Origin of the sequence: Streptomyces inusitatus (assembly GCF_014651115.1) — a bacterium.
Taxonomy (GTDB): domain Bacteria; phylum Actinomycetota; class Actinomycetes; order Streptomycetales; family Streptomycetaceae; genus Streptomyces; species Streptomyces amakusaensis.
Map to the genome: position 1 here is coordinate 75354 of NZ_BMWG01000009.1, position 15567 is coordinate 90920.

General features: G+C 73.9%; 10 protein-coding genes and 2 pseudogenes. 8 read left to right on the forward strand and 4 right to left on the reverse strand.

Annotated elements, in window-relative coordinates:
- Positions 1 to 108: 108 nt before the first annotated feature.
- Positions 109 to 255 (reverse strand): annotated as a pseudogene (locus tag IE247_RS34345) (chitinase); the annotation flags it as partial.
- Between the two features lie 54 nt (positions 256 to 309).
- A pseudogene (locus tag IE247_RS34350) lies at positions 310 to 798 on the reverse strand (cysteine/serine endopeptidase inhibitor); the annotation flags it as partial.
- Positions 799 to 876: 78 nt separating this feature from the next.
- On the opposite strand from IE247_RS34350, the gene IE247_RS16500 reads away from it, so the two are divergent.
- The 7 genes from IE247_RS16500 (at position 877) to IE247_RS16530 (ending at position 11936) form a co-directional block, all read left to right on the forward strand.
- On the forward strand, positions 877 to 3918 hold the full coding sequence (locus IE247_RS16500) for an AfsR/SARP family transcriptional regulator (RefSeq protein WP_190123888.1): 3042 nt from the start codon (positions 877 to 879) through the stop codon (positions 3916 to 3918).
- A 196-nt stretch (positions 3919 to 4114) separates the two neighbouring features.
- Positions 4115 to 5257, forward strand: coding sequence for an ROK family transcriptional regulator (locus IE247_RS16505; RefSeq protein WP_190123889.1), 1143 nt, complete (start codon positions 4115 to 4117; stop codon positions 5255 to 5257).
- 111 nt (positions 5258 to 5368) lie between these two features.
- Entirely contained in the window at positions 5369 to 6217 is an 849-nt protein-coding gene (locus IE247_RS16510; protein WP_190123890.1) for an ABC transporter permease, read from the forward strand.
- Positions 6214 to 7065: an ABC transporter ATP-binding protein gene (locus IE247_RS16515; protein WP_190123891.1), complete on the forward strand. Its 852-nt coding sequence runs from the start codon at positions 6214 to 6216 to the stop codon at positions 7063 to 7065. Before IE247_RS16510 ends, IE247_RS16515 begins: the two co-directional genes overlap by 4 nt.
- A gap of 2 nt (positions 7066 to 7067) precedes the next feature.
- Positions 7068 to 8120, forward strand: a complete 1053-nt coding sequence (locus IE247_RS16520; protein ID WP_190123892.1) for an aliphatic sulfonate ABC transporter substrate-binding protein — start codon at positions 7068 to 7070, stop codon at positions 8118 to 8120.
- Positions 8117 to 9667, forward strand: coding sequence for a sulfatase family protein (locus IE247_RS16525; protein ID WP_268247205.1), 1551 nt, complete (start codon positions 8117 to 8119; stop codon positions 9665 to 9667). Before IE247_RS16520 ends, IE247_RS16525 begins: the two co-directional genes overlap by 4 nt.
- A complete protein-coding gene (locus IE247_RS16530) occupies positions 9651 to 11936 on the forward strand; it encodes a DUF4838 domain-containing protein (RefSeq protein WP_190123893.1) in 2286 nt (761 codons plus the stop codon). The genes IE247_RS16525 and IE247_RS16530 overlap by 17 nt, the downstream gene beginning before the upstream one ends.
- A gap of 44 nt (positions 11937 to 11980) precedes the next feature.
- On the opposite strand, the gene IE247_RS16535 is transcribed toward IE247_RS16530, so the two are convergent.
- The gene (locus tag IE247_RS16535) at positions 11981 to 12532 is read right to left on the reverse strand and encodes a phospholipase A2 (protein WP_229869158.1); all 552 of its coding nucleotides are present in this window, start codon (positions 12530 to 12532) and stop codon (positions 11981 to 11983) included.
- A 392-nt stretch (positions 12533 to 12924) separates the two neighbouring features.
- Between IE247_RS16535 and IE247_RS16540 the strand changes: the two genes are divergently transcribed.
- Complete coding sequence (locus tag IE247_RS16540) at positions 12925 to 15009, forward strand: MMPL family transporter (protein ID WP_190123894.1); 2085 nt, start codon at positions 12925 to 12927, stop codon at positions 15007 to 15009.
- On the opposite strand, the gene IE247_RS16545 is transcribed toward IE247_RS16540, so the two are convergent.
- A complete protein-coding gene (locus IE247_RS16545; protein ID WP_190123895.1) occupies positions 14997 to 15521 on the reverse strand; it encodes a hypothetical protein in 525 nt (174 codons plus the stop codon). The genes IE247_RS16540 and IE247_RS16545 overlap by 13 nt on opposite strands.
- Between the last annotated feature and the right edge of the window lie 46 nt (positions 15522 to 15567).

Sequence of the window (15567 nt, forward strand, 5' to 3'; positions counted from 1 at the left end):
GGGGTGCGGCCGGCGCGAAGCGGGGGCGGGGGGGGCCCCGGCCCCCCCCGCCGGGGGGGGGCGCCCCGCCGCGGGGGGGGGACCCCACCGCCGCGGCAGGCCCTACCGGCAGGTGTAGGGGTCCCAGTACCAGGTGCTGATCACCGGGTCGTACCCCGGATTGCCGTGCTCAGCGATGTAGTGGCGGCCCGCGTACACGACCACGGTCCCCGCCGGGTACCAGGTGCCGGCCGTCCAGGCGGGCGCGGTGGAGCAGGCTCCGCCGCCACCGGCTCGGACGAACTTCCAGGTGATTCCGTTGATCACACCGAGGTCGGTCGCGGCCAGCTTCTGGAAGGCCGTACGGCTGAGGTCGATGTGCTCCGGGCCGCACGAGGGGCACTTGTCCTTGACGGGGACGGTGATCGTCCGGCCGTTGTACGTCACCTCGACGGAGATTCCGGCGCAGAGTTCGTCGTTGTTGGGGTTGGCCGCGGTCCACCAGCGGTGGGAGATCGCGACCAGATCCTGGGTGGAGGCGTCGATGGGCGTCCCGCAGGCGCCGTAACCCGCGTCGCTGTACCAGGTCGCCTTGCCGGTGCGGGACTCGCCGATGGGCAGGGCGGCGAACGCGGTCCCCGCGCCGAGGACGGCGAAGAGCAGCGCGCCGAGGACGACCGAGGTCCATCGGAACAGACGCGTACGCAGGTGCATGCTTCCTCCAGGCCGGGCCGGTCGGATCCGAGGAGGCCGATTCTTCCCGGAACCTGTCGACAAAATGTCAACAGCCCATGGCGGGAAGGCCGTTGAACCGGCCATGCCGTCGAAGCGGCGTCAACAACGAGTCAACAGCCGTGCCAGACTGGCAATTTTCGATCAAGGAAAGGGCCACAAGACGTGAATCCGAGCGTTCCCTTCACCTTCACCCTCCTTGGCACGGTCCGCGGCTGGCGCGGTACGGAGGAACTCTCCCTGGCCGGACCGCAGCAGCGCACGGCGCTGGCGATGCTCCTGCTGGCCGGCGGGCAGCCGGTCACCACGGAGGAGCTGGTCGACGGCCTGTGGGGCGCGGGCTCCCCCAAAGCCGGCACGACCACGGTACGGACGTACGTCTCGCGGATCCGCACCCTGCTGGAGCCCGGGCACCGCCGGAACGGCGGCCCGACCCTGCTGGTTTCGGTCGGATCCTCGTACGCGCTGGAGCTGCCGGACGGCTCCCTCGACGTGACGCTCGCCGAGCGGGAGGCGACGGCGGCCGAGGCGCGTCGGGCGGACGATCCGCGCGGGGCGCAGATCCTGCTGAACCGGGCCGTGAGCCGCTGGCGGGGCGCCCCGCTCGCCTCTCTGGCCGGGCCCTTCGCGGAGGCCTGGCGGGAGCGGCTCGCCCAGCGCCGGCTGAGCCTGCTCGAAGCCAGGGTCGAACTGGATCTGGAACTCGGCGACGCCCGCGCCGCGGTGACCGATCTGACCGCGGCGGTCGCCGGGCACCCACTGCGGGAGAGCCTGCGGCTGCCGCTGATGCGGGCGCTCTACCAGTGCGGGCGGCAGGCCGAGGCCCTCGATGTGTTCCGGGACGTCCGCACCGTGCTCGCCCGTGAGCTGGGCATCGACCCGGATCCCCGGCTGTCCGAGCTGTACGGGCGGATCCTGCGCTCCGATCCGGCGCTGCTGCCGGGCCGGGCGGAGCGCGCTGCCGGGCCCACGCCGGTGGCGGCTCAGGTTCCGGTTCCAGCCCCGGCCCCGGCTCCGGCAGCCGCCGTCCCCGCCCCGGCGCAGCTTCCGGCCGACATGGCGGACTTCACCGGCCGGGAGCGGATCGTGGCCGCCCTCACCGCGTCCCTGAGCGCTCCCGCCGGGCCCGCCGTGCCCGTCTTCGCCATCTCCGGCATGGGCGGCAGCGGCAAGACCGCGCTGGCGGTGCATGTCGCGCACCGGCTGCGCCCGCGCTTCCCCGGCGGCCAGCTCTTCGTCGATCTCGCGGGGGTGACGGACCGTCCGGCCGAGCCTCATATGGTGCTGGGGCATCTGCTGCGCTCGCTCGGCGTTCCCGAGGCGGGGGTGCCCGAGGATCTGGAGGCCCGGGCGGCGCTCTACCGCACGATGCTGGCGGAGCAGAAGATGCTGGTGGTGCTGGACAACGCGGCGGGCATGGAGCAGATAAGACATCTGCTGCCCGGCTACCCCTCCTGTGCGGTGATCGTCACCAGCCGGGTGCGGCTGACCGCCATGCCCGCGCACACCGTCGAGCTCGATCCCTTCCACCCCGAAGAGGCCCTGGAGCTGCTCGCCTCGGTGATCGGCCGCCGCCGTGTGCTGGCCGAGCCGGAGGCGGCACGAAAGCTGGTGGCGGCCTGCGGACATCTCCCGCTCGCCGTGCGGGTCATCGCCTGCCGCGTCGTGGCGCGGCCCGGCTCCACCGTCGCGGACTGTCTCCGCCGGCTCTCCGACGAACGGCGCGGGCTCGACCAGCTGCGGGCCGGGGACCTGGATGTGCAGGCGTGTTTCCAGCTCGGTTACGACCAGCTCGCCCCCGCCCTGGCGCGGGCGTTCCGGCTGCTGGCGCTCCCCGAGGCCGAGACCGTGTCGCTGCCGTTCGCCGCCGCGCTGCTCGGGGCCGAGGAGTTCGACGCCGAGCAGCTGCTGGACGAGCTGGTCCAGGCGGGTCTGCTCCAGTCTCCGCAGCTGGGCCGCTACCGCTATCACGACCTGGTGCGGCTCTTCGCCCGCCGCCGATGTGCCGAGACGGACGCCGAGGAGCGGGTCGCCGAGGCGCTCACCCGGCTGCTGGACTTTCTGCTGGGGACCGTGCGCAACGCGTACCGGCTGGTCCGCCCCGGTCATCTCATCGCGTCGCTGCTCGAAGGGGGCCGGGCTCCGGGGGTGGCGTTCGCCGACGCGCGGTCGGCGCACGACTGGTTCGACGTGGAGCGCGACGGAGTCCTCTGTGTGCTCCTCCAGGCGGTGCTGCGGACGCCCGCGCTGGTGGGGCGGGCGTCGGATGTGCTGCTCGGTCTCGATCCGCTGCTCGAACGGGCCTACGCGTGGTCCGACATCGTGCATGTGGGCGGGGCGGTGGTGAGCGGGGCGGAGCGCGCCGGGCTGCCGCGCGCGGAGGCCGCCGCGCGCTACATGCTCGGCGGGGCGCTGTGGCAGCTCGGCCGGCCCGTCGAGGGGGCCGATCACATCGAGCGGGCGGGCGGGCTCTGCCGGGACCACGATCACCCGCTGGTGCTCGCCGAGGTGATGATGCTGCGGGCGCTGATCTCGGCGGCGCTCGACGGCGGCCACAACGGTGTGACGGTCGGGCTGCTGCGGGAGGCACTGGATTTCCAGCGGGCGATCGGGAACCCCTCCGGGGAGGCGAACACCCTCGGCAGCCTCGCGTTCGCCCAGAACGTGGTCGGCGATCCGGCGGCGGCGATCCGGACCTGCGCGGAGGGGCTGGCGCTCTACCGCGAACTCGGCGACCCGATGGGCGAGGCGCAGATCCTGATCCACCGGGGCAGTGCGCTGGGGCTGTCGGGCGAGACCGCGGCGTCGGCCGAGTGCTACGCCCGGAGTCTGGAGCTCAGCCGTGAACTGGGCTTGCGCTTCCTGGAGGCGGGGACTCTGCACCGGATCGCGGAGACCCGGCTGTCCGCCGCCGACGCCTCTTCGGCGGTCGCGGCGGCGGAGGAGGCCCGGGCGCTCAGCCATGACCTGGGGATGTTCCGGATCGAGGCGCGCGCCCTCGCCACCCTGGGCCGGGCGCTGGCCGCGCTCGGCCGGCGCGAGAGCGCCGTGGCCCGGCTGCGCGAATCGGTCGCCGTCTACCGGCGGCTGGGGCTGGCCGAGGGGGCGGGCGCGGAAGCGGCCCTCGCCGAGCTGACGGAAGCGAGAGCGGGAGCGGGAGCAGGAGCGGCGACCGCCCCGATGGGCGGTCCGGTAGCGGGCGGTTGACGCTCCCCGGCCGTATCCGGGGCGTCAAGGCAGCATGAACACTGCATGACCCATGAAGTACGCCAATCTCCCCCAAAGAAGGGCATCGAGCCACTCACACCGGGGGGATTTCCTCCGATTGGGCAGCAATTGAAGGCCTGCCGTGAATTAATCCGGGACATTGACGTTAATCAGCGCCGACGGCACCATCCTCCGCATGCCGAGGAGTGAGCCGACCGCGCTGACCCTCCTGCGCCGGACCCATGAGGCGCAGGTGGTCGAACTGCTGCGCCGGCTCGGCGCGCTCAGCCGCGCCGAGCTGGGCCGGCGCACCGGTCTGTCCCGTACGGCTCTGTCGTCCATCACCGGCTCGCTGATCGGCCGCGGTGTCGTCGTCACCGCACCGGCGGCCCCCGCCCGGGGCACGCGCGGTCGCGGCCGTCCCGTCGATCTGCTGCGGCTCAACCCCGCCATCGGCCGGTGCGCCGGGGTCGATCTGGGCCGGGGCCGGGTGCGCGCCGTCGTCAGCAACGCGGCGCACGAGATCATCGGCTCGGAGAGCCGCCCGTACCCCCGGCGGACCTCCTGGGAGGAGCGGACCGCGATCGCGCTGGAGCTGCTCGACACGGTCCTCGGCGGCGGGAGCGACGGCCTGGAGGGCATCGGGATCGGACTGTACGGTCCCGTCGGCCCGGCCACGGAACGGGCCTCGGCCGCCGTGCGGCTGTTCGGCGAGCGGTACGGGGTGCCCGTGCTCGTCGACAACAACACCCGGCTCGCCGCGCTCGCCGAGGCCGTTCACGGAGCCGGGGCCGGAACCCGGCACTCCGTCTATGTACGGCTGTCGCACGGCGTCGGCGGCGGACTGGTCGTGGACGGCCGGCTGCTGCGCGGCGCGAGCGGCGCGGCGGGCGAGATCGGGCATGTCCCGGCCGATCCGCGGGGGCCGCGCTGCCACTGCGGCGGCCGTGGCTGCCTGGAGCTGTACGCGTCCCTGCCCGCCGTGGAGGCCGCGGGCGGTCTCGGGGACGACGCCGCCGTCGAGCGGGCGGGGCGGCTCACCGGACAGGTGCTGGCCGGGCTCTGCAACACGCTCGACCCGGAGCTGATCGTCGTCGGCGGCGAACTGGCCGGCTGCGGCGAGCGGCTGCTCGCCCCGCTGGAGGCGGAGCTGCGGGCCCGTGCCCTGCCCGCCGTCCGGCAGGGGCTGCGGATCACCGCCGAGCGGCTGGGCGACTCGGGCGGCGCGCTGGGCGCGATCGCGCTGGTACGCCAGGAGTCCCCCGCTCCGCGTCTCGCCCGGCAGCCGTACCCGGCCGCCGCCGGCACCGGCTGTACCGGGCCGGTCGTCTCCGGCTGACCCTTTCTCTCCCCTCCGGCGCGCCCGGGGCCGCTCCCCGGCCCGGGTCCGCCGTGCCGGGGCGGCGCTCCGCCGCCTTCGAACACCCCAGAACACAGAGGCGGTACCGCCATGCCCAGGACCAGACCCCCCGCGCCTCCCCCGGCCGGGGGCCTTTCGAAGACGAGCGCGAAGCCCCCGGCCGGGCCGGTGCGCGCCGCCGCCCGGCGGAGGTGGACCGTCCGGCTGCTGGGCGCGGTGTCGGTGCTCACCGGGCTGGCGCTGTGGCAGCTGCTCGCCGCGCTCGGGGCCGGGGGTGTCCCCGGCCCGGGGCCGGTGGCCGCGCGCGGTGCGGAGCTGGTGGCCGACGGGACGCTGATCGCGGACGCGCTGGCCTCGCTCCGCCGGGTGCTGACCGGCTTCGCGCTCGGCACGGCGGCCGCGATCCCGGTCGGCGCGCTGATGGGCTGGTATCCCACGGCGCGGGCGCTGTTCGAGCCCTGGGTGCAGTTCTTCCGGGTGATCCCGCCGCTGGCGATCATCCCGCTGGCGATCGTGCTGCTCGGCATCGACGAGGCTCCCAAGATCACCGTGATCTTCCTGGCGGCCTTCCTCTCCACGGTGGTCCCGGTCTTCCAGGGCGTGATCGGGGTGGAGAGGACCCTCATCGACGCGGCCCGGGTGCTGGGCGCGGGCGATCCGACGATCTTCGTACGGGTGGTCGTGCCGGCCACCACGCCGTTTCTCTTCGCGGGCGCCCGGATCGGCCTGGGCGCGTCCTGGTCGACGCTGGTGGCCGCCGAACTGATCGCCGCCCAGAAGGGGCTGGGCTATCGGATGCAGCAGGCGCAGCTCTACTACGACCTGGAAACGATCTTCGTCGGCATTGTCTCGATCGGTCTGCTCGGACTGCTGATGGACCGGCTGCTGATGGCGGCCGAGCGCCGGGCCACCGCCTGGCAGGAAAGGAGGGCGGCATGACCGCCACCGTCCCCGCCGTACCCGCCCACTCCCCCGGCTCCCCGGACTCCCCCGCGCTGATCTCGTTCCGGGACACGGTGAAGCACTTCCCCGGCCCGGACGGCGGTTTCACCGCCCTCGGCGGGATCGGTCTCGATGTGGCCGAGGGCGAGTTCACCGCGATCGTCGGCCCGTCCGGGTGCGGGAAGTCGACCCTGCTGGCGATCGCCGCCGGACTGGTCGAGCCGACCTCGGGCGAGGTGCTCCTCGACGGCCGCCCGGTCTCCGGGCCCGGCCCCGACCGGGGCGTGGTCTTCCAGCAGTACGCCCTCTTCCCCTGGCTGACCGTCCGCGCCAATGTGGAGTTCGGGCTGCGCACCGCCCGGGTGCCGCGCGCCGAACGGCGTCGCCGGGCGCAGCACTACATCGACCTCGTGGGGCTCGCCGACTTCGCCGACGCCCTGCCCAAGACCCTGTCCGGCGGGATGAAGCAGCGCTGCGCGATCGCGCGGGCGTACGCCGCCGACCCCCGGATCCTGCTGATGGACGAGCCCTTCGGCGCGCTCGACTCGCTCACCCGGTCGCAGTTGCAGGAGCAGCTCCTCCAGACCTGGGAGCGGGAGCGCCGCACCGTCCTCTTCGTCACCCACGACGTCGACGAGGCCGTCTTCCTCGCCTCCCGCGTGATCGTCATGGCCTCCCGGCCGGGCCGGATCGACCGCACGGTCGAGATCCCGCTGCCCTACCCCCGTACCCGGGCCACCCGGCTGACCGCCGAGTTCACCGCGCTGCGCACCGAACTCTGGCAGGCCGTCCAGCGGTCCGAGCCCACTGCCCGCCCCGCGTCCGAAGCCACCCAGGAGAACTGACCATGCCCCTGCCCAGACTGCCCCGGACCGGCCGGACGACCCGGCCCGCGCGGGGCCGCACCACCCGCTTCACCAGCGCCGCCGCCGCCGTGCTCGTCGTACTGGCCGCCGCGGGCTGCTCCGCCGAGGCGGCGGACGGCGAGAAGCGGCAGAAGATCGACTTCGGCTACATCGCCGACTACAACCAGGCGGGGCTGCTGGCCATCGCCGAGAAGCGGGGCCTGTGGGCCAAGCACGGCCTCGACGCCTCGTACAAGGTGTTCACCGACGGCCCCACCCAGATCACCGCGCTCGGCGCGGGCGATCTCGACTTCGGCACCATCGGCCCCGGCGCGACCTGGCTGCCCGCCTCCGGGAAGGCCACGGTCATCGCGGTCAACCAGCTCGGCCAGGCCGACCGTGTGGTGGCGCTGCCGGGGAAGGGCATCCGGACGATCGCGGATCTCAAGGGCCGCGAGGTCGCCGTCCCGGAGGGCACGTCCGGCGACATGATCCTCACTCTCGCACTGAAGAAGGCCGGGCTGACCAGGCAGGACGTACAGGTCGTGCCCATGGCCCCGCCCACCGCCGTCGCCGCGCTCGCCTCCGGCAAGATCGACGCGGCCGCCCTGTGGCACCCGCTGCTCGGCACGGTCGAGAAGCGGGTGCCGGATCTGGTGGAACTGGCGAAGAGCGCCGACTTCGCGGAGAAGTTCGTCTTCCCCAGCTCCGTCGTCGCCTCGCCGAAGACCGTCAAGGAGCGTCCCGGCCTGGTCACCGACGTCAACCGGGTGCTCCAGGAGGCCAATGACATCCGCCACCGCGACCGGGCGGAGTCGGTGAGGATCACCGCCGGATTCCTGCGGCTGGACGAGCGGGCCGTGGCCGAGGACGCGCGGAACACCCAACCGCTGTCGACGGCCGACCTGCTGAAGAAGACCGAGGACGGCACCGTCGCCCGGTGGTACGCCGCGCTCCAGGAGTTCTTCGTCTCCACCGGGAAGCTCGACGGTCCGGCCCGCCCCGGCAGCTTCTACGCGGGCGGCCTCTACACGAAGGCGGCGGACGGAAAGTGACGTACGAACCGGCCCCGGCCGAGGGCTCCCGGCGGCCCAACATCCTCTTCCTGATGACCGATCAGCACCGTACGGACACCCTGGGCGCGTACGGCGCGAGCGGCGGCCACACCCCGCATCTCGACGCGCTCGCCGCCGACGGCACCCGCTTCGACCGCTTCTACACCCCGACGTCGATCTGCACCCCGGCCCGCGCCAGCCTGCTCACCGGGTACGCGCCCTTCCGGCACAAGCTGCTCGCCAACTACGAGCGGAACGTCGGCTATCAGGAGGATCTCGCCGACGGCCAGTTCACCTTCACCGCCCCGCTCGCCGAGGCGGGCTACCGGCTCGGGCTGATCGGGAAATGGCACACGGGGGTGCGCCGGGTCCCGGCCGACTTCGGCTTCGAGGGGCCGTATCTGCCCGGCTGGCACAATCCGGTGACCCATCCCGACTATCTGGCCCATCTGGCGGAGCACGGGCTTCCGCCGTATGCGATCAAGGATCCGGTCCGCACCCGGCTGCCCGGCGGCGGGCCGGGGCCGATGCTGGCCGCGCGGCTGCTCCAGCCCGTCGAGGCCACCTTCGAGCACTATCTCGCCACCCGGGCCATCGAACTGCTGCACCGCTGGGCGCGGGAGGACAGCGGACGGCCCTTCTTCCTCGCGACCCACTTCTTCGGCCCCCATCTGCCCTATCTGCTGCCCGACGCCTACTACGACCTGGTCGACCCGGACACGGTGGAGCTGCCTCTCTCGCTCGCCGAGACCTTCGAGGGCAAACCGCCCGTCCAGCGGAACTACAGCGCGCTGTGGGGTCACGACTCCCTCTCCGAGAGCGAGTACCGGGGGCTGATCGCCGCCTACCGGGGCTATGTGGCCCTGATCGACTTCCAGATCGGCCGCATCCGGCAGGCCGTCACGGACCTCGGTCTCGCGGACTCCACGGCGGTCATCTTCACCGCCGACCACGGCGAGTTCACCGGCTCCCACCGGATGCACGACAAGGGACCGGCGATGTACGAGGACGTCTACCGCGTTCCCGGTCTGCTCCGGGTGCCCGGCGCGCCGGGCAAAGTGGTGCGGGACGAGTTCGCCACGCTCACCGACATCACCGCCACCATCCTGGATCTGGCGGGCTGCGACCCGGCCCCGGCGGTGGACGGCCGCAGTCTGCTGCCGCTGGTCTCGGGGGACGCCGCGCCCGCGTCCTGGCCGCGCGAGGTGATCGGCGAGTTCCACGGCCATCACTTCCCGTATCCGCAGCGGATGCTGCGCGAGGAACGCTTCAAGGTCGTGGTGAACCCCGAATCCGTCTGCGAGCTGTACGACCTGGTGACGGACCCCCATGAACTGCGCAACGCCTGGGACGATCCCGCCCTGCGCGACGCGCGCGACCGGCTCGTACGGCGGCTGTACGAGCGGCTGCGCGAGCGGGGCGACAACTTCCACCACTGGATGGCCGCCGTTCTCGACATCGGCGGACCGGCCGGTGACACCTCCCTCGGCTCCTTCGAGCCGGACCGCACCCCCGAAGGGCGTGACAGCCATGCACCGACACCCTGACGACCGCACCGGCACGGCGGCGGCTGCTGCCGGACCCGGACCCGGACCCGGCCGCCGGACCGTGCTGAGAACGGCGGCCGTCGGCGCGACGGCGGTCGCGGCCACCGCCCTCGCCGCGCCGGAGGCCGCCGCCCGGAAGCACGGCACGGGCGGCACGGGCGGCACGGGCGGCACGGGCGGCACCCAGGTGGCCGGCTCCGCGGTCCTGTGGTGGGCCCCGGACGCGGAGGCCGAGGTGGTCTCCTTCGCCGCATCGGAACTCGCCGGGTATCTGGGACGGATCGTCTCCGGCCCCGTCGCGGCACGGCGCTCGGCCCGCCCGGGGCGCGGCCTGGCGCTGCTCCCCGCCGGTTCGCCGTCCTCCGGTGCGCACGGCGATGTGCCCGCTTCGCTCGGCGCCGGGGCGGACCGGCTGCTCGCGGGCCGGGGGCCCGAGGCGCACACCTTCACCGTGGGCGCGACGGGGGCGCTCGCCACCGGCAACGGCGCGCGGGCCGTGCTGTACGCCGCGTACGCGCTGCTCGAACACGCCGGGGTGCGCTTCTTCGCGCCCGCCTTCCCGCAGTACGAGGGCCGGGCCGAGCGGGTGCCGAGGGACGGCGGGCTGGTGATCCCCGCGACCGCCGGGGCCGGGACCGTGGCGGAGCCCGCCTGGACCTGGCGGCGCAAGTACGTCGAGGAGGGCACCAGCCACACCGCCGAGGGGCTGGTGCTGCTGCTCGACTGGATGGCCAAGAACCGGCTCAACACCCTCGTACACCCCTATGACTACAACCACTGGGGGCACATCACCTACGACAGGGTGCGCGAGAGCGTCTCCCCCGAGGCCGCGCGGCGCGGCATCGTCGTCGAGGTCGGCGGCCACGGCTACGAGAGCTTCCTGCCCAGGGAGCGGTACCCGGACTTCTACACGCCCGGCTCCAATGTCTTCAACGTCCATGACGAGGCCGCGCTGAACACCTATGTCCGGGCGGTCACCGGCTATCTCGCCGGGCGTCCGGAGATAGCCGTCTTCGACGCCTGGCCGCCCGACACGGCGACCTGGCCCGCCGCCTCCGTCGCCGCCTTCGGCTCGGTCGCCGACGCCGAGGCCCATGTGGTCAACACGCTGCGCGCCGCGCTCGCCACCGCGCTCCCCTCGGTACGGGTGGAACGCGTCGCCTACGGCGCGGCCATCGCCCCGCCGAGCGCGGGCCCCGGCTTCCACCCGGAGGTGCTGATCGACTTCGCGCCGTACGAGCGGAACTATCTGCACGCGCTCGCCGACCCCGCGTCCGGCCCCAACGCGCCCCTGGCGGCGCTGCTGCGCTCCTGGGCGGAGGCGGCCGACGGCCCCCTGTCGGTCTACGACTACAACCGGCGCTACCGGTGGCGCTCGCTGCCGGTGCGCCCCTTGCGGATCCTCGCCGCCGACGCGCGGTTCTACGAGTCCCTGGGCGTCGACGGGCTGGGCTCGTACTCGGAGCCCGCCGACTGGCTGCCCTTCGAGGCCGTGCATCTGTTCTCCGCGCGGCTCGCCCGCGAGCCCGGCACCGACCCGGACGCCTGGCTGGCGGAGTATCTCGCGGACAGGTTCGGACCGGCCGCCGGGGCGCTCGGCGAGTACTTCCGCGCGACCGCGGCCGATCCCGACGGGCTGGCCGACCCCTCGTACGCCGCCGCCGTGCTGGCCGGCTACCGGAGCGCGGCCACCGCTCTCGACAGCGCGCTGGCCGCTCTCGCGGGCCGGGAGGAGCGGCTGGTCGTGGCCCTGCTGCGGTCCCATCTCGAACTCGCCCTGGCCGATGTCACGATCTCGGTCTCGGCCACCGCCGCGTCCCGGGCCACCGCGAGGGCCGCCTATCGCGCGCTCCTCGAAGAGCGCCGGTTCCGCGGGCTGGTCCTCCAGGACATCCGGGCGGTGCAGCGCTGGGGCGGCTCGCTCGCCCACCGGGACGGGTATCCGCTCTACCATCTCCCGGCGCATGCCTCCCTGGTGAGCGACCGGGTCACCCTCGCGCGCGGCGGCTCCGCCGCGGTACGGCTGCGCGCCCAGGACGTCGACTGGCGCGGCCACACGGTGACCTGGAGCGCCTCGGCTCCCCCGGGCCTCACCCTCTCCGCCGCCTCGGGCGCGCTCACCGTGTCGGGCGCGAGCGACGGCGCACGGCGGCTGACCCTCACCGCCGCCGGGTCGCTCGCTCCCGGTACGCACACGGTGGTCTTCGCCTTCACCGGTGACGGCACCGTGCCGCTGCCCCCGGCCCGGCTCACGGTGACCGTCGTCTGACGGCCGCCCGGCCGGCTCGCCCCCGTACGCGGGCGGCGGGCCGGTCAGCGGTAGCCGAAGGCCTTGCCGCCGACCGCGCGGACGGCGAGGTAGTAGTTGGCCGCGAGCAGCCTGCACTTCGTGCGCGATCGACCCTTGTAGGTGTCGTTGCAGGTCCGCCGCATCTCGGCGAGGAATCTGCCGTCGATCTTCTTCCGGGTCGCCCTGGTGGGGCTGAGTTCCAGCTTCCCTCTGGCCCCGTAGTTGCGGTAGCCGAAGTCGTGCTGGTCGCAGGCCCTTCTGAACTTCTTCTTGTACGGGAAGTCCTTCATCGGGACGCTGCATCCGTCGGCCCGCCAGTCGAAGGGCTTCGCCCGCTTGGCCTTGGCGAACTTCTTGTAGCTGAGCGCCATGACACGGTCGGCCCTGCGCTTCAGCTCCGCCTTGTCGAAGGCCGGCGAGACGGCCGGGGCCAACGGGGCCACTGGGGCCGACGGGGCCACCGGGCGACTCGCCGCGGCCTCCGCCGGGCCCGCGGTCCCGGCCAGGGCGGTCAGGGCCAGGGCGGCCGAGACCGCCGCCGTTCCCAGAGGGCTCTTCTTCCTGCCGTGCGTCACTGCTTCCTCCCTCACCCGCGGTCCCGCCCGCCGGGACGGCCCGTCTTTTTCCCAAGAGCCTGCCACCGCGGGCGCGGCGAGTGAACGGATCGGACACCGGCGCGTACGCCAGAGACCGTCACGGCCGTACCACCCCCGCGCGCCGGGCGGTTGACGGCCCGGGCGGGCGCGTACGCCGGGGCGCCGCGGGGGCCGTCGGGAGCGCCTCCGAATTTTCCGCCTTCGGGCGCATCCGTTCCCGGGACATCGGCGGAATGGTGCACGGGACGGGCTCGCTTCCCGTGGCGACGTGTCGCCACGGGAGCGTTCCGCCGTCCCGGACCGGGCCGTCCGCGCCCCGGGGAGCGTTCACGTCTCCTCGCGGCGGACGGCGGAGAACAGCTGGGAGAGCGATGATCGCCACCTCACGACGGGCCCGCCGGCTCGTCCCTGTCGTCCTGCTCGTCGTCTGGCTCTGCATAGGCGGCGCACTGGGCCCCTACGCGGGAAAGCTCGGCGAGGTCGCCACCGCCGACCAGGCCGCCTTTCTGCCGAGCGGGGCGGAGTCCACCGAGGTGCTCGCCGAGCAGCGGGCGTTCCAGCGGGACGGGCGGACCCCCGTGGTCGTCGTCTGGACGGCGGACGGCGGCGGACCGCTCGACGCGGACCGGCGGAGCGCGGCGGACCGGGCGCTGGCCTCGGTGACCCCGGTCTCCGGGGACGGCGAGCGGCCGGTTCCCGTCCTGCCGTCGCGGGACGGGGAGGCCCTCCAGGGAGTCGTCCTGCTCGAAGGCGACCTCGGCGACCGGCTGCCGGCCGCGCTGGACCGGGTCAGACAGGCCGCCGAGACCGTGCCCGGCACGGTGGTCGAGCTGGCGGGGCCCGCCGCCGCCAGGGCGGACCTGTCCTCGGCGTTCGCGGGGATCGACGGGCTGCTGCTGGGGGTGGCCCTCGCCACGGTGCTGGTGATTCTGCTGCTGGTCCACCGCAGTGTGCTGCTGCCCCTCGTCATCATCGCCGGGGCGGTCCTCGCGCTCGCCCTCGCCTGCGCGGTCGTGTACGCCCTCGCCGCCCGTGGCATCGTCCGGGTGGACGGCCAGGTCCAGGGCATTCTGTCCATTCTCGTCATCGGCGCGGCCACGGACTACGCGCTGCTGCTGACCGCCCGCCACCAGGAGGAGCTGGCCGGGGGCGACAGCGACCGGTTCACCGCCGTACTCGCCGCGCTGCGCCGGTCCACCGGCGCGATCGTCGCCAGCGCGGCGACCGTGGCGCTGGGCCTGCTGGCGCTGCTGCTCAGCGATCTCACCAACAACCGGGCGCTCGGGCCGGTGGGCGCGATCGGCATCGTCTGCGCCGTCCTCAGCACGCTGACCTTCCTTCCGGCCGCCCTGGTGCTGCTCGGTCCCGCCGTCCACTGGCCCGCCGGGCCGCGCCGCGCCGAGGACCCGGAGAGCGGCCGGGGGGTGTGGCACCGGGTGGCGGGCCTGGTCGACCGCGCGCCCCGCAAGGTCTGGTCCCTCACCCTCGCCGGGCTGCTGGTCTGCGCCGCCTTCGCGCCCATGCTCACGTCGAAGGGGGTGCCGCTGGAAGAGATCTTCGTCAAGGAGGCCCCGTCGGTCTCCGCCCAGCACACCCTCGCCCGGCACTTCCCCGGCGGATCGGGGAGCCCCGCCGTGGTCATCGCCGACGCCGACGGGCTGGCGCGGGTGACGGCGGCGGCCAGGGACACCGAGGGGGTGGCGAGCGCGACCGCCGTGACGGAGTCCGGACGCCCCGGCGACGGCGGGCCCCGGACCGTGGACGGCCGGGTGCGTGTCGATGTCACCCTCCGGGACGCGCCGGACAGCGAGGCCGCCCGGGACACCGTGGTCAGGCTGCGGAGCGCCCTGCACTCCGTGCCCGGGGCCGACGCGATCGTCGGCGGCCCCACGGCCCAGCAGTACGACACCCTGGTCACGGCGGAACGCGACCGCGCGATCATCGTCCCGGTCGTCCTCGCCGTCATCCTGGTGATCCTGATCGGTCTGCTGCGCTCCCTGCTGCTGCCGGTGCTCCTGGTGGCAACGGTGGGCCTCAACTTCCTGGCCACCCTCGGCGTCTCGGCGCTCGTCTTCGAGCATCTGCTCGGCTTCAGCGGCACCGACCCGTCCGTGCCGCTGTACGGCTTCGTGTTCCTGGTGGCCCTCGGGGTCGACTACAACATCTTCCTTCTCTCCCGGGTGCGCGAGGAGTCCCTGCGCCACGGGGTGCGCCGGGGAGTGCTGCGCGGGCTCGTCACCACCGGCGGAGTCATCACCTCCGCCGGGGTGGTGCTGGCCGCGACCTTCGCCGCGCTCGGCGTCATCCCGCTGGCCTTCCTCGTACAGATCTCCTTCATCGTCGCCTTCGGCGTGCTGCTCGACACCCTCGTCGTCCGCTCCCTGCTCGTCCCGGCCCTGGTACGGGACATCGGACGCGCCGTCTGGTGGCCGGGGTCGCTCCGCTACACCCGGTAGCGGCCGGTCTCGGAGAGCCATCCCCGTAAGCCGGTGATCCAGTGGCCGAGGTCGGCCACGCGGGCGGCCGGCTCCGGGTGCGGGGGTCCGGCGGCGGCCAGGGCGGTGAACTCCTCGGTGCGGGCGGCGATTCTGGTGCGTACGGAGTCGGCGGCGCGGCCGTGGTCGACGCGGTGCTCCGCCAGAGGTCCTCGTACGCCCTGACGAAGGCGTCTCGCGACCGCCGTTTCCCCGCCGTCACCGCGACGAGGTCCGCCAGCAGCGGGTCCGCCGTACGGGCGTCCGGGCGTTGCCCGGGGGGGAGCCTGCGGATGGGTCTTCGCCGCCGGCGCTCCGAAGCGGGCGCGCCGGAAACTCCCGGCCCGCGCCCGGTCCCGTAACAGCCCGTGCTCCCGGCACCAGCCGAACGCGTACTCCTCCGCCTCCCGTGCGCGGGATCCGCTCCCCGGCGGAGGATCGGCTGCCTTGGCGAGGTGGTCCGAGTGGTCCGAGTGGTCCGATTCGGTCGACATCGCGCGAGATTCTCATACGACTGGCCGCTGTTCGGGGCTATTTGGC

Excerpts from the sequence above, each read along its gene's own strand:
- IE247_RS16505 (WP_190123889.1), top strand. The coding sequence starts at position 4,115 with ATGCCGAGGAGTGAGCCGACCGCGCTGACCCTCCTGCGCCGGACCCAT.
- IE247_RS16520 (WP_190123892.1), top strand. The coding sequence starts at position 7,068 with ATGCCCCTGCCCAGACTGCCCCGGACCGGCCGGACGACCCGGCCCGCG.
- IE247_RS16540 (WP_190123894.1), top strand. The coding sequence starts at position 12,925 with ATGATCGCCACCTCACGACGGGCCCGCCGGCTCGTCCCTGTCGTCCTG.
- IE247_RS16515 (WP_190123891.1), top strand. The coding sequence starts at position 6,214 with ATGACCGCCACCGTCCCCGCCGTACCCGCCCACTCCCCCGGCTCCCCG.
- IE247_RS16530 (WP_190123893.1), top strand. The coding sequence starts at position 9,651 with ATGCACCGACACCCTGACGACCGCACCGGCACGGCGGCGGCTGCTGCC.
- IE247_RS16545 (WP_190123895.1), bottom strand. The coding sequence starts at position 15,521 with ATGTCGACCGAATCGGACCACTCGGACCACTCGGACCACCTCGCCAAG.
- IE247_RS16510 (WP_190123890.1), top strand. The coding sequence starts at position 5,369 with ATGCCCAGGACCAGACCCCCCGCGCCTCCCCCGGCCGGGGGCCTTTCG.